Below are 23,216 nucleotides of genomic sequence, written 5' to 3' on the forward strand. Positions count from 1 at the left end.
CACCAGTGACCCGCGCCTATTCGCCGATGGCGTCGAGCCGGGACTGCTCGTCCAATTCAATGGCCGACTGGATCACCGGTTCCAGGTCGCCGTTCATGACCTGGTCCAGGTTGTAGGCCTTGTAACCGGTGCGGTGGTCCGCAATCCGGTTTTCCGGGTAGTTATAGGTACGGATGCGCTCGGAGCGGTCCATGGTGCGGATCTGCGACTTGCGCTGCGCCGAGTTTTCGGCGTCGATCAGCTCCTGCTGGTGCGCCAGGATGCGGGCACGCAGCACGCGCATGCCGGCCTCACGGTTCTGCAGCTGCGACTTCTCGTTCTGCATGGCGACGACGATTCCGGTGGGAAGGTGCGTGATGCGCACCGCGGAGTCGGTGGTGTTGACCGACTGCCCGCCGGGACCGGAGGAGCGGTAGACGTCGATCTTGAGATCGTTCTGGTTGATCTCGAGCTCCTCGGGCTCGTCCACTTCGGGCAGCACCAGCACGCCGGCGGCCGAAGTGTGGATGCGGCCCTGGGATTCGGTGACGGGGACACGCTGGACCCGGTGCACGCCGCCTTCGAACTTGAGCCGGGCGTACACGCCTTCGGCCGGATCGTTCGAGCTGCCCTTGACGGCCATCTGGACGTCCTTGTACCCGCCGAGGTCCGATTCGGTGGCAGAGATGATCTCGGTCTTCCAGCCGCGGGATTCCGCGTAACGGCTGTACATCCGCAGCAGGTCCGCGGCGAACAGGGCTGCCTCGTCGCCGCCTTCGCCGCCCTTGACCTCGAGGATCACGTTGCGGGAGTCGTCCGGGTCGCGCGGGATCAGCAGCCGGCGCAGCTTGGCCGCCGCCAGCTCCAGTGCGGCCTCCAGCTCGGGCACCTCGGCCGCAAACTCGGGGTCCTCGTCCGCCATTTCCTTGGCAGCGGCCAGGTCATCGCGGATGCCTTCCCAGCGGTGGTAGGCCTCCACAATGCCGTTCAACTGGGCGGAACGCCGCCCCAGCTTCCGGGCCAGGCGCTGGTCAGCGTAGACAGCAGGATCCCCCAGCTGAGCCTGGATAGAGTCATGCTCATCCAACAGGCCCTGTACGGACTCAAACATTTTCAAACCTCTTTCGACTTGAAACCAAGTCTAGTTACGACAACAAAAACTGGACCGCGGCTGGCGACTTAACGACGAAGCCGCACGGATTTTTCCGCCCCGGGAGTGGCTTCGGGCCTGCCGACGCCGGGTGGCTTGCGATCGTAGATCGTAAGCCACCCGGCGGAGGGGCGGGGGCGGAAAATCCGTGCGGCGTTAGCGCGCGGGACCGCCAGAATCTAGCGGTTGGAGCAGCTATTTGTCGTTATCGGACTTCGCACCAAGCGTCGTCTTCTGCACCTGCATGAGGAACTCGACGTTGCTCTGGGTCTCCCGGATCTTGTTGGTCAGCAGCTCAAGGCTCTGCTGCGTTTCGAGTCCGGACAGGACGCGGCGCAGCTTCCACATGATCTTGACTTCCTCGGGGGAAAGCAGGTTTTCCTCGCGGCGGGTACCGGACGCGTTGACGTCCACGGCCGGGAAGATGCGCTTGTCCGCGAGCTGGCGGGACAGGCGCAGTTCCATGTTGCCGGTGCCCTTGAACTCTTCGAAGATGACCTCGTCCATCTTGGAACCGGTCTCGACGAGCGCGGTGGCCAGGATGGTCAGCGAGCCGCCGTTTTCGATGTTGCGGGCTGCACCGAAGAAGCGCTTCGGCGGGTACAGCGCGGCGGAGTCCACACCACCGGACAGGATGCGGCCGGAGGCCGGTGCTGCCAGGTTGTAGGCGCGGCCCAGGCGGGTCATGGAGTCCAGAAGCACCACAACGTCCATGCCCATTTCCACGAGGCGCTTGGCACGCTCGATGGAAAGCTCGGCCACGGTGGTGTGGTCGTCGGCGGGACGGTCGAAGGTGGAGGCAATGACCTCACCCTTGACGGTGCGCTGCATGTCCGTGACTTCTTCGGGACGTTCGTCAACGAGCACCATCATGAGGTGGACCTCAGGATTGTTGGTGGTGATGGCGTTGGCGATGGACTGCAGGATGAGCGTCTTGCCGGCCTTCGGCGGCGAAACGATCAGACCGCGCTGGCCCTTGCCGATCGGGGCCACGAGGTCGATGACGCGCGGGCCGATCTTCTTCGGGTCCGTCTCGAGGCGCAGGCGCTCGGAGGGGTACAGCGGGACGAGCTTCGCGAATTCGACGCGGTCCTTGAGCTCTTCCGGCGTCTTGCCGTTCACCGAGGTGACGCGGACCAGGGCGTTGAACTTCTGGCGGGCGGACTGCTGCTGGCTCCCCTGCTGGGCTTCGCCTTCGCGCGGTGCACGGATGGCGCCGACGACGGCGTCGCCCTTGCGCAGGTTGTACTTTTTGACCTGGGCGAGCGAGACGTAGACGTCGTTCGGGCCCGGCAGGTAACCGGACGTGCGGATGAACGCGTAGTTCTCGAGCACGTCGAGGATACCGGCGACCGGCAGCAGGACATCGTCCTCGGTGACCTCGACGTCGTCGACGTCGGGTCCCTGCTGACGTCCGCGGCGGCGGTCGTTGCGGTCGCGGAAGCGATCGTTGCGCGAGGAGTTGTCGCGGCTGTCCTGCTGGCCCTGGCGGTCACCGCGGTCGTTGCGGTCACGACGGTTGCGGCGGTTCCGGCGGCTTCCGCCGTCAGAATCATCGCTGTCGCGGGTGTTTTCGCGGGTGCCGGCCGAGTCGTCGCGGCCGCCACGGGTGCGGGTGTCACGGCGCTGGCCGTCTTCGCTGCCGGGCTCGCGCTGTTCGGTGCGCTGTTCACGCTGTTCGGTGCGCTGATCGCGCTGTTCACGCTGCTCGGTGCGCTGTTCAGCGGCGGGCTGTTCGGCCGGGGCCTCGACGGCGTTCTGGCCGGCATCCGTAGTCTGGGCTGCGGCTTCGCCGCGGCGGCGGTTGCGGGTGCGCGGCTGCCTCGTGCGGTCGCCGGATTCCGTTCCGGAAACGGCGGCGCCGGATTCTGCAGTGGCGGATTCCCGGGCGCCGGACTCGGTGGAAACCGCGGGGGCTTCAGCCGGGGCGGCGGCGGGTGCCTCAACGGCGGGAGCCGTGACGACTCCGTCGCTGCCTGCACGGCGGCTGCGGCCACGGCGGGCGCGGGGGCTTTCCTGGGCGGTGTTTTCCCTTGCCAGGGACTCGTCCTCGGCGGCGGGCGCCGTTGCGGGCGCAGCTGCCGGGGCCGCTGCGTGGGACACAGTGCCGTTGTCGCTCGCCTTTTCGGCAGCGCGGGCCGGAGCCTTGCTTACCGGGGTGCCTGCGCGGTGGGCGGAAATGGCCGTGACCAGATCACCCTTGCGCATGCGGGAACCGCCGGAAATGCCCAGCTGGCTGGCGAGGGCCTGGAGCTGGGCGAGCTTAAGGCCTGCAAGGCCGCTGCTCTTGGCGGGTGCTGTCGTTGATTCGGCAGCAGAAGATGTATCCACAGCCGGAGACAGCTCAGTGGTTTCGGTCACGAAGGATCCTTCCCCCTCGACGGCGTCCAGGCTAAGAGCTGGACGCGGTGATTTGATCTGGGCTGCAGTTCAGATCTGCAGCCGGGATTTCGGCCTTGCCGGATGGATATCGGCCAGCAGGGCCGGATATAGCTTCACCATGCACGATCCGAGAAATGAGGAACGGCGGGCTGAGTTTCAGGGGGCAGATCAATTCTGCTGATTCCTGCGTCAGACCGAAAGCAGGTGGCACCGGAAAATATTGCGCAGTGAAAGATGAGAGAGGCTACGTGGCCAACATCGCGGTCTTACAACGGTTATAAATTTACCGCCTGCGTATTTACCGCCGGTGCACTTCCACTTTAGCACCTTCAACGTCCACGGCCAGCTTCATCACGCGCCAGCCCACTTCCGGCGTGTTGCCCGCGGTGTGGGCGCCGATGAAGTCCACAACTTCACGGGCTTCCGCTTCGCCGTTGGCCAGGACCAGCACGGTGGGTCCGGCGCCGGATACGACGGCGGCGTGCCCTGCCCGGCGCAGCGCGCCGATCAGTTCCGCGCTGGGCCGCATGGCCTCGGCGCGGTAGCTCTGGTGCAGGTAGTCCTCGGTGCCGGGCAGCAGGAATTCCGGGTTCGTGGTCAGGGCATGGATCAGCAGGGCGGCGCGGCCGGAGTTCATGGCCGCGGCATGGTGGCCCACCGAGGCCGGCAAGAGGGCCCGGGCGGCCTCAGTGGAGAGCTCGTAGTCGGGCACGGCGACCACGGGGATCACAGAGGCGGCCACGGACGCGCACGTGCTGCTGTACTGGTCACTGTCCTGCCATGACAGCGCCAGTCCGCCGAAAATGGCGGGTGCAACGTTGTCCGGGTGGCCTTCCATTTCGCTTGTGAGCTGCAGGATCCAGTCGCGGCCACGCCGGGAGGCCTCCGGAACCAGGGCATTGGCGGCGCTGACGGCCGCCACCACGGCCGAGGCCGAGGAGCCCAGGCCCCGTCCGTGCGGGTTGACGTTGTCCGCCGTGATCCGCAGGCCTTCGTGCCGGAACCCCAGGCGGTGCAGTGCCTCGGTCAAGGCCTTGACCACGAGGTGCGTCGCATCGCGGGGCAGGGACTCGGCACCCTCGCCGCTGAGCTCGAATTCAAGTTCACCGCTGGCCAGGGTTTCCACGGTCAGCGTGTCATGCAGCGAGAGGGCCAGGCCGAGGCTGTCGTACCCGGGGCCCAGGTTGGCGCTCGTGGCCGGGACACGCACGGTGACCAGCTGGCCCGCCGGAACGGCCGGGGAGCCGGCAGCTGATTCGGCCGGGACGGTGAGGGTTGTTTCCAACGTTATCTTTCTTCCAGTCCCAGTGCTGCGGCGACGGTGACGACGTCGTTGGAGACCTTGACTGGCTGCACGTCGCTGCCGTCCTCGGTGCGCAGGGCCCACTGCGGGTCCTTGAGGCCGTGACCGGTCACCGTGATTACGATCGTCTTGCCTGCCGGCACTTCCCCGGCCGCGTGCTTCTTGATCAGCCCGGCGACGCCGGCAGCGGAGCCGGGCTCCACGAAAACGCCTTCCCGGGCGGAGAGCCACCGGTGCGCGGACAGGATTTCCTCGTCCGTGACTGCCTCGATCACGCCGCCGGATTCATCCCGGGCCGCCACGGCGGTGTCCCAGGAGGCCGGGTTGCCGATCCGGATGGCGGTGGCAATGGTGTCGGGCTCGGTGATGGGGTGGCCGGCCACGAAGGGCGCCGCCCCTGCGGCCTGGAAGCCCCACATGACGGGTGTCTTCGTGGACACTGCGGGCAGCGACCCGGCGGTGGGCGACTCGAACGCCGCAGCGTATTCCTTGTAGCCCTTCCAGTACGCGCTGATGTTGCCGGCGTTGCCCACCGGGAGCACGTGGAAGTCGGGGGCGTCGCCGAGCGAATCCACCACTTCGAAGGCTCCGGTCTTCTGGCCTTCGATCCGGGCCGGGTTGACGGAGTTGACCAGGAACACCGGGTAGGACTCGCCGAGCTTGCGGGCGATGTCGAGGCAGTCGTCGAAGTTGCCGTCCACCTGCAGCAGCGTGGCTCCGTGCGCGACTGCCTGGCTGAGCTTGCCCATGGAGATCTTGCCCTCCGGGACCAGCACCGCGCACTGCAGCCCGGCCGCCGTCGCGTAGGCCGCGGCGGAGGCGGAGGTGTTGCCGGTGGAGGCGCAGACCACGGCCTTGGCGCCGGCGGCCACCGCTGCCGTCATGGCCATGGTCATGCCGCGGTCCTTGAAGGAACCGGTCGGGTTCATGCCTTCGACCTTGAGGTAGACGGTGCTGCCGGTCAGCTCAGAGAGGTGGCGGGCATGCACGAGCGGGGTGCCGCCCTCGCCCAGGCTGATGACCTTGGTCGCTTCCGTGACAGGAAGACGGTCGGCGTATTCGCGGATGACACCGCGCCATTGGTGAGCCACTTAGACTCCTTCTACCCGGAGTACGGATGTGACGGAATTGATGACGTCCAGGCGCCTGACGGCCTCGACGGTTGCTGCAAGTGCGGCTTCGCGTGCACGGTGTGTGACGATCCGCAGCTCGGCCGATTCCACGTTGGAGTCGGCGTCGCGGTGAATGGTCTGCCGCATGATTTCGATGGACACGCCGTGCTCGGCGAAGAGCTGCGCGATCCTGGCCAGGACGCCGGGCTGGTCCGCGACGTCGAGTCCGATGTAGTAGCTGGTGACGGCCGCGTCGATGGGCAGCGATGGCACGTGTCCCGTGGTGGTTTCGGTGCGGCCGGGGCCGCCCAGGACAATGCGGCGGGCCGCGGAGACGAGGTCGCCCAGCACGGCGGACGCCGTCGGGGTGCCGCCGGCACCCTGGCCGTAGAACATGAGCTCGCCGGCGTTCTCGGCTTCGATGAAGACGGCGTTGAATGCACCGCGGACAGCGGCGAGCGGGTGCTCGCGGGGCAGGAGCGTGGGGTGGACACGGACCGAGACGCCGGTTTTGCCGTCCTCGTCAACCAGTTTCTCGGCAATGGCCAGCAGCTTGATGACAAAGCCGGCTTCCTTGGCCGCGGCGATGTCAGCCGCGGTGACCGACGTGATGCCCTCGCAGGAGACGTCTTCCAGGGCGAACCGCGTGTGGAAGGACAGCGAGGCGAGGATCGCGGCCTTGGCGGCGGCGTCGTAGCCTTCGATGTCGGCTGTGGGGTCGGCTTCCGCGTAGCCCAGGCGCTGGGCCTCGGCCAGCGCGTCGGCGAACTGCGCGCCGGTCGAGTCCATCTGGTCGAGGATGAAGTTGGTGGTGCCGTTGACAATCCCGAGCACCCGGGTGATCCGGTCGCCGGACAGGCTGTCACGGATGGGCCGCAGGATGGGGATGGCGCCGGCCACGGCGGCCTCGTAGGACAGCTGCACCCCGGCCTTGTCCGCTTCCTCGTACAGTGTTGGGCCGTCCTGGGCAAGGAGCGCCTTGTTGCCGCTGACAACACAGGCACCGTGCCGCATGGCGGTAAGGATCAGGGTCCGGGCCGGCTCAATGCCGCCCATGAGTTCAATGACGACGTCGGCGTCCTTGACGAGGACTTCGGCGTCAGTGGTGAACAGCTCCTGCGGCAGCTCGACGTCGCGCTTGGCATCGAGGTTGCGCACCGCGATGCCCTGCAGTTCCAGCCGGGCGCCGGTGCGCGCGGCGAGGGCGTCGGCGTCGTCAATGAGAATCCGCGCAACCTGGGCCCCAACGTTGCCACAGCCCAGCAGGGCCACTTTCAGGGTTCGCAATTCAGACATTCAGACTCCCATGTCGCGGTTGAGCAAATCTTCTTCGGTTTCCCCGCGGACAATGAGCCGGGCAGATCCGTCGCTGACAGCGATAACGCCCGGCCGGGCCAGATAGTTGTAGTTGCTTGACAGGGCCCAGCAGTAGGCGCCGGTCCCCGGTACAGCAAGCAAATCACCGGCTGCCACGTCCTCGGGCAGATATACATCTCTAACAACTATGTCGCCGCTCTCGCAATGTTTGCCCACCACTCGGGACAGCTGCGCCGCCGCGGCGGAGCTCCGCGAGGCGAGAATCGCCGAATAATCCGCGTCGTACAGCACCGGCCGGGGGTTGTCGCTCATCCCGCCGTCCACCGACACATAGCGGCGGGGGTGCGTAACGTCCCCGGCTCCGTCGTGGCCGGCCGCGGCACCAGCAGAGGCCGGGGAGTCCACCCGGACGGTCTTGAGCGTGCCGACCTCATACAGCGTAAAGGTGGTGCTTCCGACGATCGCGCGGCCCGGTTCGATCGAAATCCGGGGGGCGGTTATGCCGAGGGCAGCGCATTTGGAACGGACGACGGCGGCCATCGCCTGCGCGATTTCGGCGGCCGGGCGCGGGGTGTCCACGGGCGTGTAGGCGATGCCGTAGCCGCCGCCGAGGTCAAGCTCGGGCAGCACGATGGAGTACTTCGACTGCATCGCCGCCAGGAAGTCCAGCAGCCTCTCGGCGGCGAGGGCGAAGCCGTCCGGTTCGAAGATCTGCGAGCCGATGTGGCAGTGCAGGCCCAGCAGTTCGATGCTGGCGTGCCCCGTGGCCGTGGCCACGGCTTCCTCTGCGGCGGACAGTCCGGCCTGGTCCGTGGAGTCCCCGGCCATGGACAGGCCGAATTTCTGGTCCTCGTGGGCCGTGGCGATGAATTCGTGGGTGTGGGCGTGCACTCCGGGGGTCAGCCGCAGCATCACCCTGGCCGTGTCGCCCCGGTTGGCGGCGATCGCCGCGACGCGTTCGAGCTCGTCGAGGCTGTCCACCACGATCCGTCCCAGCTGCATGTCCAGCGCCCGGTGGATTTCGCCGTCGGACTTGTTGTTCCCATGCAGGGCGACGTCGGCGCCGGGGATGCCGGCGCGGAAGGCCACGGCGAGTTCGCCGCCGGACGCCGTGTCCAGGCGCAGCCCCTCTTCCTCGACCCAGCGGACCACGGAGGTGCAGAGGAAGGACTTGCCGGCGTAGTAGACGTCCACTCCCCCGCAAATATCGGCGAAGGCGTCGTTGAAGGCGTCGCTGAACGCCCGGGCCCGGGCCCGGAAGTCGGTCTCGCTCAGCACGAACAGCGGCGTGCCGTACTGGCGCTGCAGCTCACTGACCGTCAGCCCCTCGATGGTGAGCTCGCCGTCGTCGTTGCGTGCAACACCGCCCGCCCACAGCGGTTCGTGGAGGGCATTGAGGTCGGCGGGGACCTCGAGCCAGTCCGGGGCGAGCGGGGACTGTCCTGAATTCGCGGTCATGGCGGTTACATCCGTTCCGGCGCCGAGACGCCCAGCAGTTCCAGTCCGTTGGCCAGCACCTGGCTGGTGGCGTCGTTGAGCCACAGCCTGGTGCGGTTGGTGTCGGTGATGGGTTCCTCGCCCTGGGGCGCCACGCGGCAGGCGTCATACCAGCGGTGGTAGGCGCCGGCGATCACTTCGAGGTGGCGGGCCACGCGGTGCGGCTCGCGCAGCTCGGCGGCCTTGGCCACGATCGAGGGATAGCTGCCCAGGTGCGAGAGCAGCTCGTTTTCGGTGGGGTGGTCCAGCAGGGCGGCGTTGAAGCTGTCTATGCCGTCCACACGGCGCTCCACGCCGGCGGCCACTGCGTTGCGGGCGGCGCCGCGGGAGCGGGCGTGGGCGTACTGGACGTAGAACACCGGGTTTTCGTTGCTGTGCTTCTTCAGCAGCTCCGGGTCCAGCGTCAGCGGCGAATCGGCGGGGAACCGGGCCAGCGAGTACCGGACGGCGTCCTTGCCGAGCCAGGAGATGAGGTCCTTGAGCTCGATGATGTTGCCGGCTCGCTTGGACAGTTTGGCGCCGTTGACGGAGACCAGCTGGCCGATCAGGACCTCGATGTTGACCTCGGGGTCGTCCCCGGCGGCTGCCGCGATGGCCTTGAGCCGGTTGATGTAGCCGTGGTGGTCGGCGCCGAGGAGGTAGATCTTCTCGGTGTAGCCGCGGTCCTTCTTGGACAGATAGTAGGCGGCGTCGGCGGCGAAGTACGTGGGTTCACCGTTTGCGCGGACCATCACGCGGTCCTTGTCATCGCCGAAGTCGGTGGTGCGCAGCCAGACCGCGCCGCCGTCGTCGAACACGTGGCCCTGTTCGCGCAGGCGGGCGACGGCGTCCTCGATCGCGCCGGCGTCGTGGAGCTCCTGCTCGGAGAAGTAGACATCGAAGTCGACGCCAAACTCGGCCAGCGTCTGCTTGATATCATGCATCTGCGCCTTGTAGGCGGCGCCCCGGATCACCGGGAGGGCCGCCACTTCGGTGAGTTCGCGGATGTCCGGGTGTTCTGTGAGCACCTCGTGGCCGAGGTCCGCGATGTACTGGCCCGGGTAGCCGCCCTGAGGCACGTCCCGGCCGTGCAGCCTCGCGAACACTGAGTTCGCGAACACGTTCATCTGGGAACCGGCGTCGTTGATGTAGTACTCGGCAGTGACGTCGGCACCGGAGGCCCGGAGGACGCGGGCGATCGCGTCGCCGAGGGCGGCCCAGCGGGTGTGGCCGATGTGCAGCGGGCCGGTGGGGTTGGCCGAGACGAATTCCATGTTGACGGTGTGCCCGGCGAGCGCGGTGTTGGTGCCGTAGGCCGCACCGGCCTCGACGATCGCCTTGGCGAGGGCACCGGCGGCAGCGGCGTCCACGGTGATGTTCAGGAAGCCGGGGCCGGCGATGTCCACCGCGGACACGCCGTCGATCGTTTTGAGCCGGGCGCTCAGGACGGACGCGAACTCCCGCGGGTTGGTGCCCGCCGTTTTGGCCAGCTGGAGGGCGACGTTGGTGGCCCAGTCCCCGTGGTCCCTGTTCTTGGGGCGCTCCACGCGCACCTCATCCGGGATGTCGGCCGCGGAGAGGGCTATGTCACCGGCGGCGACGGCGTCCTTCAGGCAGGCGGATATGGCGAGGGAGAGTTCTTCTGGGGTCACACTTCTAGCCTACCGGTGGGCCCGGAGTGCGGCGGAATCTTGCGCCCGGCATGACGGCGGGGCCGGTTACGGGAATACCCAAGGTCATCAAGGCCTCGCGCCCAGGGTGAACCGTTACCCTGAATTCAACGTCTGCAACCCTGTCATGCCTCCACACTGTTCGCTGTCCGATCCCCGCAAAGAATCGAGTCCCGCATGAATACCGCCTTCCGCAAAAGCGTCCTCGTCGGCATTGCCGGCCTCTCCGTGGCCGGAACAGCGGCTGGCTGCGCCCCGTCTGCCCAGGCCCCGGCCGCACAGGGCGCGCCCCCGGCATCCGAGTCCGCTGCCGGTACCGGCTCTTACAAGGACGGCACGTACAGCGCCGACGGGAACTACACCTCCCCCAACGGCACTGAGACCGTGGGCGTGGAGCTGACGCTGGCCGGCGGTGCCGTGTCCGACGTGAAGATCACGCAGCACCCCTCGAATCCGAACACCCGAAAGTTCCAGGGCGAGTTCGCCGGCGGCATCCAGTCCCAGGTTGTTGGCAAGAAGCTCGACGAGATCAAGGTTTCCAAAGTGGCCGGATCCTCGCTGACCAGCGGTGGCTTCAACCAGGCCGTGGCGAAGATCAAGTCACAGGCCCAATAGCGCAGCAAGGGACAGAGGAATCGTGGCGCATCCGGGCTGGACACACTTCAGCTTTGACGGGATCGGGACCCGCTGGGAGATTTCCACCCCGTCCCGGCTCTCCGGCGAGCTCCGCCGGGGCCTGCTCGCCACAGTGGAGGAGTACGACGCCGCGTGGTCCCGGTTCCGCCCCGATTCTCTCATTGCCGACGCAGCCCGGACGCCTGGCCGCATTGAGCTGCCCGCCGAAGGGGCCGCCCTGGGCGAGCTGTACGGCACCCTGTACCGGCTGACCGAGGGTGCGATGACCCCGCTCATCGGCGGGAGCCTGGAGCGCCTGGGCTACGACGCCACCTACACCCTGCGCCCGGGCGGTGCGCCGCTTCCCGCGCCCCGGTGGGAGGATGCGCTGGACTGGCAGGGCACCGCGCTGACCACCACGGTTCCGGTGGTGATCGACGTCGGCGCGGCCGGAAAGGGCCAGCTGGCCGATCTGCTCTCCGCCCAGCTCCGGGACGGCGGCTGCGGCGGGCATTTCATCGATGCCAGCGGGGACCTGCTGAATCCGGGGCCGGATCCGGCGGTGGTTGCCCTCGAGCACCCCTACGATCCCACCCGGGCAATCGGCACCGTCCAGCTGGGGGCAGGCGCCCTTTGCGCTTCCGCCGCCAACCGGCGCGCCTGGGGCGACGGGCTCCATCATGTCCTGGACGGCACCACGGGAGCTCCGGTGCGTACCGTTGTCGCCAGCTGGGCCATGGCCGGGACCGCGATGGTGGCCGATGCGCTGGCCACCGCATTGTTCTTTGTCGACGGTCCGCGGCTGGAGCAGGAGTTCGATTGCGCCTGGCTCACGGTGTATGCGGACGGGCACGCGGAATATTCAGCCGACTTCGAAGGGGCCCTGTTCTCATGACTGCCATCGCCACCACCGCCCTTGGCTCGAGGCTGGACACCGCCTTGGGCCGGCTCACGATGTACCGGCTGGTGCTGTGGGTCCTGGCCGTCCTGGCCGGCTACAGCCTGCTGCTCAATGTGCTGGGCTGGCTGACGTTCGGGCTGCCGGAAATGCTGGCCCACCTTGCCCTGTGCCTTGGCCTGACGTACGCCTCCAGCCAGGGGCTGGCCGCACTGTTCCATGTGCGGCCGCACACGGAATCCTCACTCATCACCGGCCTGCTGCTGTACTTCCTTTTCTGGCCCAGCGAGCTTTTCTGGCCCAGCCAGCCGGCCCAGGGCCTCCAGCTGGCAGAGATCGCCGGCGTCGCCCTCGCCTGCATCCTGGCCTCGGCCTCGAAGTATGCGCTGGCCTGGCGCGGCCGGCACATCTTCAATCCGGCCGTGGCCGGCGCGTTTCTGGCCGGGCTGACCGGGCTCAACATTGCCACCTGGTGGGCCGCGACGCCGGCCATGCTCTGGCTGGTGCTGCCAGGGGTGCTGCTGGTGCTCTACCGGACCCGGAAGTTCGCCGTGGCCGCCGTCTTCACCGTGGTTGCCGTGTCCATCGTGGCCGCGGATCTACTCCAGGCCGGGATGGATCTCCCCGAGGCCCTGTGGCAGACGCTCGCGCAGCGGCCGGTGCTGTTCTTCGTCGGGTTCATGCTCACCGAGCCGCTCACCGTGCCCCCGCGGCGCTGGCAGCAACTGGCGCTGGCCGCCGTCGTCGGGGCCCTTTTTGCCGTCCCCTACAACCTGGGGTTTGTGGCCAACTCCCCCGAGCTGGCGCTGCTCGCAGGCAACGCGCTTGCCTTCGCCGTCGGACAGCGGGGCGGGGTCCGGTTGGCGTTCGTCGCGAGCCGTCCGCTGACGCCGACGACGACGGAATTCAGCTTCCGCCCGGAACGTCCGGTGCGCTTCGCTCCCGGACAGGCCCTGGAGCTGCACCTGCCCCCGGACACGACCGGCGGGAAGGGTGACGGGAAGGGTGACGGCAAGGGTGACGGGAAGGGAATCCGGCGCGTGTTCAGCCTGACCAGCGCGCCCGACGCCTCCCTGCTGACGATCGGGGTGGGGACGGCGGAGCCGGTGTCGTCAGCCAAGCGCTCGCTGCTGGCCCTTGAAGCGGGCGACGGGCTCACCGCAACCACGGTGAACGGCGACTTCCTCCTGCCGCGGAACCCGGCCACCCCCGTGCTGCTCATCGCGGCCGGAATCGGCATCACCCCCTACATGGCCCAACTGGCCGCGGCGTCAGCCGGAACCCCGTCCGGGGACCGCGACGTTGTCCTCCTGTACCTGGCAAAGAATGCCGCCGAGCTGGGCTACGCCGAGGAGCTGCAGCGCTCCGGGGCGCGCGTCCTGGCGCGGATTGCGGACGGTTCGGCGCCGCCGGCGTTCATGCAGGACGCAGGTTCAAGAAGGATCGATGCGGCGGCCCTCAAGGAGCTGGTCCCCGACATCAGCGGCCGGGTGGTCTTCGTCTCCGGCTCGCCCGCCAGTGTGCGATCGCTGCGGGCCGCGGCACGTGGCGCGGGCGCCCGGCGGGTCCATGTGGATACGTTCACCGGCTACTGAGCCGCGTACGGAGCCGCCGGCCAATTCGCGGGACTTGCCACGCACCTAGGACACGTTTGACCGCCGCTTGACTCCACTTGACTCTATAAATGAACGACTGTTTTCCATGATAAATGAACGACTGTTTTCCATGGTTTTCCGTTGGAGGCCAACTTCCTGCTAAGCTCTAGGACGTCCCGCCGGTAACGGCAGGACCCCTGGATGCCCTCGTAGCTCAGGGGATAGAGCGTCTGCCTCCGGAGCAGAAGGTCGTTGGTTCGATTCCAATCGAGGGCACGAACAAAACCCCGCCGTTTGAAACGGCGGGGTTTTTTGTGCCCTGAATCCCGCCAAAAGACCGCGGAAATCCAGCGGCATTGCCCCTGCCGATTGTCGGTGCTCCCTCGTAGGCTGTTTTCATCGGTGGCGGGCTACCCTGCCCGCTCCGAAGCGTGAAGGGGGTCTCACATGTTCTATCCAACTCCGTCCTGTTCTATCGTTCCGCCCTATTTGCTCCGCAGACTGGCCGCACAGCAAAAGCCGGAGCTCTCCAGGGCCGCCCACGGGGCAAAGCAGGCCCTGCAACACGTCCCGAGCTTCCAGGCCTCCCGCACAGTGCCAGGGCCCGGCAGCCGTCCGGGCCTGCGGGAGCTCAAGCCGTCCCCGCCGGAACGGACGGTCTACGACGCCAAGTCCACCGAGAAGCTGCCCGGCAGCGTGGTCCGCAAAGAAGGCGAACCGCCCACCGGCGACCCCGCCGCCGATGAGGCCTATGACGGGCTGGGGCATACCCACCGCCTCTACGCCGAAGCCTTCGGACGCAATTCGATCGACGGCAAAGGCCTGCACCTTGATGCCACGGTCCACTATGGCCGCCTGTACGACAACGCTTTCTGGGACGGCCAGCAAATGGTCTTCGGCGACGGTGACGGCCAGGTCTTCGAGCGGTTCACGAAATCCTTGAGCGTCATCGGGCACGAGCTCACCCACGGCGTGACCCAGTACTCGGCCGGGCTGGTCTACCGCAACCAGGCCGGCGCCCTGAACGAATCGATGTCCGACGTCTTCGGGGCCCTCGTTGAGCAGTATGTGCGGAAGCAGTCGACGGCGGAGGCCAGCTGGCTGATCGGCGAAGGCCTCTTCACCGACCAGGTGCAGGGGGCCGCCTTGCGTTCCATGAAGGCTCCGGGAACGGCATACGACGACGACGTGCTCGGCAAGGACCCGCAGCCGGACTCGATGGACGGCTACGTGCGCACCAGCGCGGACAACGGTGGCGTGCACATCAACTCCGGTATCCCCAACCGTGCGTTCTGTCTGGTGGCCACTGCCCTGGGCGGCAATGCCTGGGACGCGCCGGCACAGATCTGGTACGAGACGCTGACGGGCGGCACGCTGTCCCCCACCGCCACGTTCGGCGCCTTCGCCAAGGCCACCACCGCCTCTGCCAAGGAGCTGTTCGGGGACGATTCCAAGGAACATGACGCCGTGCGCTCCGCGTGGGAAACTGTGAAAGTAAAGTTCCCGGGGGCCCGGCGATAAGCCAAGCCCCGCAAATCGAGTCCAATTGAGATCCGAGTCCGATGAAGATAACTGTCCAGCGCAGTGGCGGCGTGGCCGGAATGAAGAGGACGTGGACCGTCCGGCCCGAGCCGCCGGAAGACACCGACCGGTGGCAGCCGCTGATCGAGGCCTGCCCGTGGGACGACGTCGCCGGGATGAGCGGGACATCCGGCCAGCCGGACCGGTTCATGTACAGCATCCGGGCCGATCAGCGCCGGGCGGTCCTGCCGGAGCGTGCGCTGACGGGTCCGTGGCGCGACCTCGTCGAATGCGCCCGGGCCGCCGCTGAGGGGTCGGCGCCGCCGGGCTTTGGCTAGCTGTTGCTGCCGGGCTTTGGCTCGCCGCTGCTGCCGGGCCGAGGCCCGCTATGCCGTGGCCAGGTGCCCGCGGAACGTGCGCCGGTAGGACTGCGGGCTGGTGTCCAGCGCCTTGGCAAAGTGGTGCCGCAACAGGACCGAATGCCCGAACCCGGACTCCCTTGCGATTTCGTCGATATTGAGCTCCGTGCTCTCCAGCAGCTCCTGGGCGCGCAGCACCCGCTGGGAATTAAGCCAGGCCGCGGGGGTGGCTCCCGTTTCCGCGCGGAAGCGCCGCGCGAACGTCCGCGGCGACATATGGACCCGGGCCGCCAGTTCGTTGACCGCGTGTTCCTCGTCCAGGTGCCGGACCATCCACTGCAGCAGCTGCTCCATGGGCTCCGAGCCGCACGTCGGAATGGGCCGGTCGATGTATTGGGCCTGGCCGCCGTCCCGGTGCGGAGGGACCACCATGTCCCGGGCGATGGCGGCGGCCACCTTGGCGCCGAACTCCACGCGGACCAGGTGCAGGCAGGCATCGATCCCTGCGGCCGTGCCGGCACTGGTAATGATCCGGCCGTCTTCGACGTAGAGGACGTTTTCATCCACCAGGACAGCGGGGTACCGGGTGGCCAGTTCCTGGGAGTAATGCCAGTGCGTGGTGCAGCGGCGGCCATCGAGCAGGCCCGCCCGAGCCAGGGCAAACGCACCGGAACAAATGGACATCACCCACGCACCGCGCGCGTGGGCGGCCCGCAGCGCCTCCAGGACGGAGTCGGGAACGTCCTCGTCCCGGCCGTACGGCGCCATCACCACCAGGTCGGCGTCCGCAGTTGCTTCCAGCCCGAGACCGACGTGCATGGATAGGCCGGACTTGAGCGGGACGTCGCCCGGCTCGGGCGCGCAGACGCGGAAATCGAACGCGGGCACGCCGTTTCCGCGGTCCGAGCGGTCGATGCCGAAGACCTCGAAAGCCGTCGCGAACTCGAAGATCGAGAAGTTGGGAACCACGATCATTGCCACTGATTTGATCATGATTCCATCCTGACAGAACAGTGGCAGAAATTATAGCTTTTTGGGCATTTCTGCCACTTTTTTAAGGGCCCGAACCGGAGAACCATAGAGGTATGGAACTCCTCGGAATAGCCCTCATCATCCTGGTTCTTGCCGGCGTCACCGCCACGATCTCCGCCCTCCGCAAGGATGGCCTCGGCCACACTCCGCCCGTCCGCTCGGAAGAATACTGGATGGCCCGGGACCTGCCGAGCATCAACTACACGATGCGGAACATCTAAGTCCGCGCACGCTTAGTCCACACGCCCATCGGGCCCGGTCATCCAGCCGGGCCCTCAACATGCGCCGAGGCTGAAGCAGCAACGGAACAGCCCGGCTGCAGCAGCCGGACCTGATAGCAGCACTGCACAGCCGCCGTCGCCACCCAGCGGACAGTCCACCCCAGTAGACTGTCTCCAGCCATGACATTGCATATTTCCTACCCCGCCGAGCTGCCGGTCTCCGAGCGCCGCGAAGATCTGATGGCCGCCATCGCGGCCAACCAGGTGACCATCATCGCCGGCGAGACTGGCTCGGGTAAGACCACACAGATCCCCAAGATGTGCCTTGAGCTCGGCCTGGGCGAGAACGGGCTGATCGGCCACACCCAGCCCCGCCGGCTCGCGGCCCGCACCGTGGCCGAGCGCATCGCGGAGGAACTCGGCGTCGAAATCGGCCAGGAAGTCGGTTTCCAGGTCCGCTTCACCGGCGAGGTCAGCCGGTCCACCAAGGTCAAGCTCATGACCGACGGCATCCTGCTGGCGGAAATCCAGCGCGACAGGCTGCTGCGCAAGTACAACGCCATCATCATTGACGAGGCGCACGAGCGCAGCCTCAACATCGACTTCATCCTCGGCTACCTCAAGCGCATCCTGCCGCAGCGCCCGGACCTGAAGATCATCATCACCTCGGCCACCATCGATCCGGAGCGCTTCGCCAAGCACTTCGGCAGCGACGAGGACCCCTCCCCCATCATCGAGGTATCGGGCCGGACCTTCCCGGTGGAAATCCGCTACCGGCCGCTTTCCCAGCCGGCCGGCGGCACCGGCGCCAGCGCCGAAGATGGAGCCGGAGAAGGTGCCGCCGCGGACGACGAACTCGAGGAGGACCGCGACCCGCTCGACGCGGTGTGCGACGCCGTCGACGAACTCGCCCTGGAAGCCCACGGCGATATCCTGATCTTCTTCTCCGGCGAGCGCGAAATCCGCGACGCGGCGGAGGCCCTCAACGCCCGCATCCAGTCCAACCGGCGCCTCGCGGGCACCGAGGTCCTTCCCCTCTTCGCCCGGTTGAGCCTGCAGGAGCAGCACAAGGTCTTCCATCCCGGCAGCAAGCGGCGGATCGTACTTGCGACCAACGTCGCCGAAACCTCGCTGACGGTTCCCGGCATCAAGTACGTGATCGACACCGGCACGGCCCGGATCTCGCGCTACTCGCACCGGACCAAGGTCCAGCGCCTGCCGATTGAGCGCGTCTCCCAGGCTTCGGCCAACCAGCGCTCGGGCCGCTGCGGCCGCGTTTCCGACGGTATCGCGATCCGGCTGTACTCCGAGAAGGACTTCGAGTCGCGGCCGCTGTTCACGGATCCGGAGATCCTGCGCACCAACCTCGCGGCCGTCATCCTGCAGATGACCGCCATGGGCGTGGCCCGCGGACCGAAGGACGTGGAGAACTTCCCGTTCGTCGAGCCGCCGGATTCGCGCGCCATCAACGACGGCGTCAGCCTCCTGCGCGAGCTCGGCGCCCTGACCGCCGCGCGGCAGGAGCCAACGGACGACGGCGGGCAGCGCGACGGCGGGCAGCGCCGCGGTTCCGGCCGTCCCGGAAGCGGGCTCACCGCCGTCGGGCAGCAGCTGGCCCAGCTGCCGGTGGACCCACGGCTCGGCCGGATGATCGTGGAGTCCGGAAAGCGGGGCTGCGTCCGCGAGGTCATGATCCTGGCCGCAGCGCTCACCATCCAGGACCCGCGCGAGCGTCCAACAGACAAGCAGCAGCTCGCCGCAGAGAAGCACGCCCGCTTCCGGGACGAGAACTCGGATTTCACCGGCTACCTGAACCTGTGGAACTACCTGCAGGAGAAGCAGCAGGAACTGTCCTCCACGGCGTTCCGCCGGCTTTGCCGCAACGAATTCATCAACTACCTGCGGGTCAGGGAGTGGCAGGACCTGTTCGCCCAGCTCCGCCAGCTGGCCCGGCCGCTGGGCATCAGCCTGGACAACAAGCGCCTTGCCGATCCGGTGGGCAACCACGACGGCATCCACATCAGCCTGCTCTCGGGGCTGCTGAGCCACGTCGGCATCCTCGACGAGCGCAAGCGCGAGTACGCCGGCGCCCGCGGCAGCCGCTTCGCGATCTTCCCGGGTTCGGCACTGTTCAAGAAGTCACCCACGTTCGTGATGGCCGCCGAACTCGTGGAGACGAGCCGGCTCTGGGCCCGCGTCGCGGCGAAGTTCGATCCGCTCTGGGCCGAACAGGTGGCCCCCGACCTGGTCAAGCGCAGCTACAGCGAGCCGCACTGGTCCAAGAAGATGGGCGCGGTGATGGCCCACGAAAAGGTCACGCTGTACGGCGTGCCCATCATCCCAAGCCGGCGGATCAACTACGGCAAGGTGGATCCGGAGCTCTGCCGCGAGCTCTTCATTCGCCATGCCCTGGTTGAAGGCGACTGGCAGACCCACCACAAGTTCTTCCACCGGAACCGCGCGCTGCTGCACGAAGTCGAGGAGCTCGAGGCCCGGATGCGGCGCCGCGACATTCTGGTGGACGACGAGACACTGTTCGAGTTCTACGACGCCAGGATCGGCGCGGAGGTCGTCTCGGAGCGGCACTTCGACAAGTGGTGGAAGGACGCACGGCAGCAGGATCCCGCCCTGCTCGACTTCGACCAGTCCCTGCTGATCAGCGAGGACGCCGCGGCCCTGGACGATTCGGCCTATCCCAAGACTTTGTTGCACAAGGGCTTCGAGCTGCCGCTGAGCTACGAGTTCCATCCAGTGGCGCCCGGTTCGCCGCCAAATCCATCCGACGGCGTCACCGCCGAGGTGCCGGTGCTGTTCCTGAACCAGCTCGACGACGCCGCGTTCCGCTGGCTGATCCCCGGGCAGCGCGTGGAACTCGTCACGGCGCTCATCAAGTCGCTGCCCAAGCAGATCCGCAAGAACTTCGTTCCTGCCCCGGACGTGGCCCGCCAGGCCGTCGCGGCGTTGGAGGCGGACTTCGATCCCGCCACGGACGAGCTTGAACCGTCGCTGGAACTGGTGCTGCGCCGGATCCGCGGACAGGTCATTCCGCCGGGCTCCTGGAACTGGGACGCCGTGCCATCGCATTTGCGGGTCAGCTTCCGCGTGGTGGATTTCCGCGGCAAGTTGCTGGATGAGGGCAAGGACCTGAGCGCGCTGCAGGAGCGGCTGGCCCCAGCCACCCGCCGGGCCATCGCGGAATCCCTCGGTGCCACCCCGGGCACCACGGCACCCCAATCCAAGGGAAATGCCACAGCAAAGGCGAAAGCCGGCGCGAACGGCAAGGATGGCGCGCGTTCATCACAGGCCGGCACGTCCCCGTCGGCCGCCCTGGCCGCTGCCGCGGCGCCGGGCGGGTTCACCGAAATGTCCGGGCTCAAGGACTGGACGTTTGGAACCGTCCAGCGCCAGGTCCAGGGAACCGTTGGCGGGCACACCGTCACCGGCTATCCGGCCCTGGTGGACGAGGGAACGTCCGTGGCGCTGCGGCTGTTCCAGACGCCGTCGGAACAGCAGGAAGCCATGCGCGGTGGGGTCATCCGGCTCCTGGCCCTGAAGGTCCCGCCGCCGGACCGCTATGTCCTGGAGCACCTGAACAATACCGAGAAACTGACGTTCAGCCAGAACCCGCACGGTTCCGTGGCGGCGCTGATCGCTGACTGCGCCCTGGCCGCCATCGACAAGCTCACGCCGGCCCCGCTGCCGTGGGACGAGGCCTCGTTCAAGGCGCTCTACGAGAGCGTCCGGGCGGAGCTGATCGACACCGTCTTTACTGTCACCGCCGTCGTCGAACGCATCCTGGCCAGCACCCGCCGGATCGAAAAGCAGCTCAAGGGCACCACGAGCCTGGCCCTGATCAGCGCGCTCAACGACGTCAAGAGCCAGCTCGAGCAGCTGGTGTATCCGGGTTTCGTGGCACGCACGGGCTACGCCCAGCTCAGCCAGCTGCCCCGCTACCTCGCGGCGATCGAAAAGCGCCTCGAGAAGCTGCCGGGCAACGTCCAGCGGGACGCCCAGCACATGGCCGCGGTCCAGGCCCTGGAGGACGACTACGACGACGCCGTGTCCGCGCTGCTGCCCGGCCGGCGGGCGGGCGCGGAGTTAACCCACGTGCGCTGGATGATCGAGGAACTGCGGGTGAGCCTCTTCGCCGTCGAACTCGGGACCGCCTATTCGGTGTCTGAAAAGCGTATCCGGGCCGCGCTTAACAAGGTGCTGGCGCCGGCGTAGACCCCTGAGGGTGCTGCGCCGGCGCCAGCACTGGCGGCCGGGAATGTCCGGGCGGGACCTAGGCGGCCGGGACGTGCTCCGCGTGGCCGGCCGTGCGGAGGCCTTCGCGGAGCTTCTCCGCGTTGGCGTCCAGCCTGGCCGGATCCGGGTGCTGGTCCACGGAACCGAAATCAAAGTCCGCCATTGAGTTCGATGGCCACACGTGGACGTGCATGTGGTTGATTTCGTAGCCGGCCACGATCAGCCCGGCCCTGGCGGCGTCGAACACCTCCACCTGGACGGCGCCGATCTTGCGGGCAACCTCCATGACCCGGCCGAGGACATCCGGCGAGGCATCCGTCCAGCGGTCCACTTCTTCGGTGGGCACCACGAGGGTGTGGCCGTCGGCCAGCGGGCCCATGGTCAGGAACGCCACGACGTCGTGCTCGCGCCAGACGAAGCGGCCCGGGATCTCGCCGTTGATGATTTTGGTGAAGAGAGTGCTCATGCGTCCGCCTTTTCTGCCGGGGACCCCAGGGTACTGACGTCCAGGACAAAACGGTACTTGACGTCGCCTGCCACCATGCGGTCGTAGGCTTCGTTGAGCTGGTCTGCGCCGACCACCTCAACGTTGGACACCACGCCGTGCTCGGCGCAGAAGTCCAGCATCTCCTGCGTCTCGGCGATGCCGCCGATCAGCGAACCCGCATACGCGATCCTGCGCCGGATCAGCACCCCTGGGTTGACGGGCGGCATTGCTTCGGCGGGCAGGCCCAGCTGGAACAGCACGCCGTCCAGGCCCAGCGTGCGGAAGTAGGGGTTGAGGTCGTGGGGTGCGGCGACGGTGTCGATGATGACGTCGATACTGCGGTTCGCGGCTTCCATCGCGGCCGGGTCGGTGGAGAGGATGACGTCGTCGGCGCCCAGCTCGCGCGCTGCGGCGAACTTGTTCTCCGACGTCGTGAAGACCTTGACCTCGGCGCCCATGGCCTTGGCGATCTTGACGGCCATATGGCCGAGGCCGCCCAGTCCGACGACGCCGACGACGTCGCCTTCCTCGACCTCGAAGTGGTTCAGGGGCGAATATGTGGTGATGCCGGCGCACAGCAGGGGCGCCGCGGCGGCGGGGTCCAGTGCTTCCGGCACCCGCAGGACATAGTGACGGTCCACCACGATCGACGTCGCGTACCCGCCCTGGGTGATGGCGCCGTCGTTGCGGGCATCCTTCGCCCCGTAGGTTCCCACCGCGGCGTTTTCGCAGTACTGCTCGAGGCCGTCCAGGCAGCTCTCGCACTCGCGGCAGGAGTCCACGATGCAGCCCACGCCTACGCGCTCACCCACCGTGAAGTCGTCGACGGCGGAACCGAGCCGGGTGACCCGGCCGACGATCTCGTGGCCCGGGATCAACGGGTAGGTGTCGCCGCCCCATTCGCCCCGGGTGGCGTGCACGTCCGAGTGGCACAGTCCGCAGAACTCAACGGCGATCTCGACGTCGTCCGCCTTCGGCGCCCGTCGGGACACTGTCAAGGGAACAAGCCCGCTGTCCGGTGAGGTGGCACCGTACGCAGCAGCGAGTGTGGGGCCGGCGGTCGGCGCGGTGCTGTCCGCGGTGGCGGATTTGGTGTCTGTGATGCCCAAATCCGGCAGCGGCTTGGCAAGGGGCGGGGGTACGGGACGTCCAGGTGTCATACGTTGACGCTACCCCCGGTCCCGGGATGTATTCCACTTTGGGGTGGCTCGCTGACACCCCCTCGTCGTTCAGGTCGGGCACGTTGCCCAACTTGTCGTGCGTCAACGAGCCGGGGGGCACCCGGGGACGCCGTCCGAGCAACTGGCCGTAAGGCCGGATACTCAACTGCATTCAAGACTTCCGCACCGACAGCCGCCATCATTCGCCAACGAATTGGCCGCCGCCGGGCAGTTGGCACCCGGAGCGGACCCCTGCGGCCATTATTGTCGGGGGTCCCTGAAACACTGGATTCATGGACGGCAATCAGGGGCCCGAAGTGGTTCAAGCAGGATACGGCGACGGCGGCCTGAGTCGCGCCCGATCCTTCGCCGCCGCAGCGGGACTAAGTTCTGCCGTCCGCTCAGCGACCGGCAGTGCCCAAATCATTGACCGGATCCGGGAACTGGAGGACTGGAAGTCCGCCGCGTCGGCGGAACAGGCCCGGCTCGCCGTGGCCTTCGACCTGCTCCAGCGCGGCGAACAAGCCCGGCTCGGGGTCCCGGCCGAGAAGCTCGGCGCCGGGATCGGCGCGCAGATCGCCCTGGCCCGGCGCGAATCCCCGGCCAGGGGCGGCCGGCTCCTCGGCCTGGCCAACGCCCTGATCACCGAGATGCCGCACACGCTCGCCGCCCTGCAGACCGGTCAGCTCAA

17 protein-coding genes, 1 tRNA gene and 1 pseudogene are annotated in these 23,216 nt (G+C 67.5%); 9 read left to right on the forward strand and 10 right to left on the reverse strand.

Going from position 1 to position 23,216, the window contains the following annotated elements; genetic code table 11:
- Positions 1-16 precede the first annotated feature (16 nt).
- From prfA to argS, 7 genes are all read right to left on the reverse strand, one after another.
- Entirely contained in the window at positions 17-1,090 is a 1,074-nt protein-coding gene (gene prfA, locus AC1DRO_RS18220; RefSeq protein WP_079554478.1) for a peptide chain release factor 1, read from the reverse strand.
- Positions 1,091-1,324: 234 nt separating this feature from the next.
- Complete coding sequence (rho, locus tag AC1DRO_RS18225; protein WP_476951906.1) at positions 1,325-3,490, reverse strand: transcription termination factor Rho; 2,166 nt, start codon at positions 3,488-3,490, stop codon at positions 1,325-1,327.
- Positions 3,491-3,809: 319 nt separating this feature from the next.
- Positions 3,810-4,796 carry a homoserine kinase gene (gene thrB, locus AC1DRO_RS18230; RefSeq protein ID WP_476848841.1) on the reverse strand — a complete coding sequence of 329 codons (987 nt, stop codon included), beginning with the start codon at positions 4,794-4,796 and terminating at the stop codon, positions 3,810-3,812.
- Between the two features lie 2 nt (positions 4,797-4,798).
- A complete protein-coding gene (gene thrC, locus AC1DRO_RS18235) occupies positions 4,799-5,905 on the reverse strand; it encodes a threonine synthase (protein WP_476951907.1) in 1,107 nt (368 codons plus the stop codon).
- A complete protein-coding gene (locus tag AC1DRO_RS18240; RefSeq protein ID WP_028276076.1) occupies positions 5,906-7,222 on the reverse strand; it encodes a homoserine dehydrogenase in 1,317 nt (438 codons plus the stop codon). It lies immediately after the preceding gene.
- Positions 7,223-8,701: a diaminopimelate decarboxylase gene (lysA, locus tag AC1DRO_RS18245; protein ID WP_476951908.1), complete on the reverse strand. Its 1,479-nt coding sequence runs from the start codon at positions 8,699-8,701 to the stop codon at positions 7,223-7,225.
- A 5-nt stretch (positions 8,702-8,706) separates the two neighbouring features.
- Positions 8,707-10,371 carry an arginine--tRNA ligase gene (gene argS, locus AC1DRO_RS18250; RefSeq protein ID WP_476951909.1) on the reverse strand — a complete coding sequence of 555 codons (1,665 nt, stop codon included), beginning with the start codon at positions 10,369-10,371 and terminating at the stop codon, positions 8,707-8,709.
- 195 nt (positions 10,372-10,566) lie between these two features.
- Between argS and AC1DRO_RS18255 the strand changes: the two genes are divergently transcribed.
- The 6 genes from AC1DRO_RS18255 to AC1DRO_RS18280 all read left to right on the forward strand — a co-directional run bounded on the left by AC1DRO_RS18255 (position 10,567) and on the right by AC1DRO_RS18280 (position 15,356).
- Positions 10,567-11,004 carry an FMN-binding protein gene (locus AC1DRO_RS18255; protein ID WP_018775690.1) on the forward strand — a complete coding sequence of 146 codons (438 nt, stop codon included), beginning with the start codon at positions 10,567-10,569 and terminating at the stop codon, positions 11,002-11,004.
- Positions 11,005-11,026: 22 nt separating this feature from the next.
- Positions 11,027-11,899 carry an FAD:protein FMN transferase gene (locus tag AC1DRO_RS18260; RefSeq protein ID WP_476951910.1) on the forward strand — a complete coding sequence of 291 codons (873 nt, stop codon included), beginning with the start codon at positions 11,027-11,029 and terminating at the stop codon, positions 11,897-11,899.
- Positions 11,896-13,497: an FAD-dependent oxidoreductase gene (locus tag AC1DRO_RS18265; RefSeq protein WP_476951911.1), complete on the forward strand. Its 1,602-nt coding sequence runs from the start codon at positions 11,896-11,898 to the stop codon at positions 13,495-13,497. The genes AC1DRO_RS18260 and AC1DRO_RS18265 overlap by 4 nt, the downstream gene beginning before the upstream one ends.
- Positions 13,498-13,700: 203 nt before the next feature.
- Positions 13,701-13,773: transfer RNA gene (locus AC1DRO_RS18270), tRNA-Arg, on the forward strand.
- Between the two features lie 171 nt (positions 13,774-13,944).
- On the forward strand, positions 13,945-15,018 hold the full coding sequence (locus tag AC1DRO_RS18275; protein WP_476951912.1) for a M4 family metallopeptidase: 1,074 nt from the start codon (positions 13,945-13,947) through the stop codon (positions 15,016-15,018).
- A gap of 41 nt (positions 15,019-15,059) precedes the next feature.
- Positions 15,060-15,356, forward strand: coding sequence for a protealysin inhibitor emfourin (locus AC1DRO_RS18280; protein ID WP_476951913.1), 297 nt, complete (start codon positions 15,060-15,062; stop codon positions 15,354-15,356).
- A gap of 48 nt (positions 15,357-15,404) precedes the next feature.
- On the opposite strand, the gene AC1DRO_RS18285 is transcribed toward AC1DRO_RS18280, so the two are convergent.
- Positions 15,405-16,370 carry a GlxA family transcriptional regulator gene (locus AC1DRO_RS18285; RefSeq protein ID WP_028276082.1) on the reverse strand — a complete coding sequence of 322 codons (966 nt, stop codon included), beginning with the start codon at positions 16,368-16,370 and terminating at the stop codon, positions 15,405-15,407.
- A 92-nt stretch (positions 16,371-16,462) separates the two neighbouring features.
- On the opposite strand from AC1DRO_RS18285, the gene AC1DRO_RS18290 reads away from it, so the two are divergent.
- Entirely contained in the window at positions 16,463-16,630 is a 168-nt protein-coding gene (locus AC1DRO_RS18290) for a hypothetical protein (protein WP_164468553.1), read from the forward strand.
- A gap of 180 nt (positions 16,631-16,810) precedes the next feature.
- Positions 16,811-20,857: an ATP-dependent RNA helicase HrpA gene (gene hrpA, locus AC1DRO_RS18295; protein ID WP_476951914.1), complete on the forward strand. Its 4,047-nt coding sequence runs from the start codon at positions 16,811-16,813 to the stop codon at positions 20,855-20,857.
- Between the two features lie 58 nt (positions 20,858-20,915).
- On the opposite strand, the gene AC1DRO_RS18300 is transcribed toward hrpA, so the two are convergent.
- Together AC1DRO_RS18300 and AC1DRO_RS18305 are read right to left on the reverse strand one after the other, a co-directional pair.
- Positions 20,916-21,344: an HIT family protein gene (locus tag AC1DRO_RS18300; protein WP_476951915.1), complete on the reverse strand. Its 429-nt coding sequence runs from the start codon at positions 21,342-21,344 to the stop codon at positions 20,916-20,918.
- On the reverse strand, positions 21,341-22,525 hold the full coding sequence (locus AC1DRO_RS18305; protein WP_476951916.1) for an NAD(P)-dependent alcohol dehydrogenase: 1,185 nt from the start codon (positions 22,523-22,525) through the stop codon (positions 21,341-21,343). The genes AC1DRO_RS18300 and AC1DRO_RS18305 overlap by 4 nt, the downstream gene beginning before the upstream one ends.
- 293 nt (positions 22,526-22,818) lie before the next feature.
- Between AC1DRO_RS18305 and AC1DRO_RS18310 the strand changes: the two are divergent.
- Positions 22,819-23,216, forward strand: a pseudogene (locus tag AC1DRO_RS18310) (HNH endonuclease); the annotation flags it as partial.

The organism is Arthrobacter sp. P4_F11 (genome assembly GCF_056401395.1).